This is a genomic window from Priestia sp. P5_B4, assembly GCF_056400385.1.
This window is the reverse complement of the sequence record NZ_JBFULJ010000874.1, coordinates 1-1,603: the sequence shown is the minus strand read 5'-3', so window position 1 is coordinate 1,603 and position 1,603 is coordinate 1. Positions and strand designations below refer to the sequence as shown.

Here is a 1,603-nt window from a genome sequence, read left to right as displayed (position 1 = left end):
GAGTAATACATAAGTGCATTTCATTGTTTGTCTTATGATAAATAGTTGTACCAAATTGAACTTTCTCTCCCTTTAATGCACGTTGAAAGTAAATTCTCACTTCTTCTTGCTTTGCCTCATGTATAAACTCTGTTAACTGCTGGCTTTTTTCTTTATAATCATTTCCTATCAGTCTTAGCGCAGCTTTATTGCTAAAAATAACGTTTCCTACACAATCTATAAAAAAGATGCCCTCATTATATTCTTTTAGAAGCTGTGTATTCATACCGTCAAAATGCTTAATAATCTGTTTGTCAATTGGCTGTTTCTTCAACTCTCGTTTATCTTGCAAGACGCTTTTCTCCCTCCTCTGTTTGCCTTGTCTCTGTAAATCATTAAATAAAAAACACCTTTACATCTTCAGCTAAAATCTCATTTTCACTAGTGTATCAGCATATAAAACAGTGATTCTCATCCTAGCTGTAAAATTAAAAAGAAAACTTTACTTCTTCTTATAAGCTACTATTGGTAACATTCGACATATATTTTACCCTAATTTAACTAAATGAGGAACTTTCGAATCAAATATATAATAAAGGCTCATTAGCTTACACACATTTGATAAAATAAAACATATATTCACCTATTAGAAGGAGGCCCTGAATGAACCACCAACGCAAAAACCTTCGTCTATTTTCTAGAGGTTCGTTTCAAATTCTTACTTTTTTGCTTCTGTTCTCCCCACTTTTTACACGGATGTTTCGAGAAAACGTATTGCTTTATGTCATGTTTTCTTTAATTATTCTCCTCTTTGATCTTATCATTGAATATATTCTCATCAAGAAGCGAGGATCCGCCCCCAAAAGCTACATGGCTTTTTTTCAAACCATTTGTATGCCGGTGAACGTGTTTCTTTTATGTTTATTTTACATTGCAAGCTAAAAAGCATCTATCACTAAAGATAGATGCTTTTTAGCTTTATATCCAACGCTTTGTAAGATATATCTAACAAACTGTTAGATAGTTAACAAGCTCGATAAATGCTTGGCTACAATCGCTCCTTGACCGGCTGAAGAGCTGATACTAGAAAACAAGGGAGTCGTGCACGCGTCTCCAATTGCATAAATAGCTGGGTTGCTGCTTTGATGCACTTCATTAATGACGATGAGCCCGCTTTGTGTAGTAGTGACTTTTTCTTTAATAAGTTCAACATTGGGCGCTACGCCTAATCTAATAAGCACTGCGTCTACTGATAGGTTCTCACATTCACTGTTTTTACTTTTTAAATCGATCGATGTGACGTGATGCTTTCCGTGGATAGCCGTCACTTCGGTATCTGTCATCACTTTAACACTGGAGTTGGAAAGCACTTTTTCAACGTATTGCTCTCTTGCTTTAAAATGCGTAGAACGATGAATCAAATATACTTGTTTTGCTTGTGATGCTAAAAGATGTGCTCCTTCAAAAGCTCGGTCTCCTCCGCCAATGAGAGCAACCCTTTTACCTTTTAGCCGTTCTCCGTCTGCTGAAGCAGAATATACTTCTCCTCGGTCAATCATTTGCTGCTCACCCGGCACTCCGAGCTTTCGCTGACTAGAACCCGTTGCTAAAATAAGATACGTAT

2 protein-coding genes are annotated in these 1,603 nt (G+C 36.5%); both read right to left on the bottom strand.

Translation table 11 applies throughout. The features are described from left to right. Positions 1-331: PAS domain-containing protein (locus tag AC1DRF_RS26955; RefSeq protein ID WP_477742186.1), on the bottom strand; the 331-nt coding region annotated here is incomplete at its 3' end. Between the two features lie 664 nt (positions 332-995). Then, positions 996-1,603: NAD(P)/FAD-dependent oxidoreductase (locus tag AC1DRF_RS26950; protein WP_477742185.1), on the bottom strand; the 608-nt coding region annotated here is incomplete at its 5' end.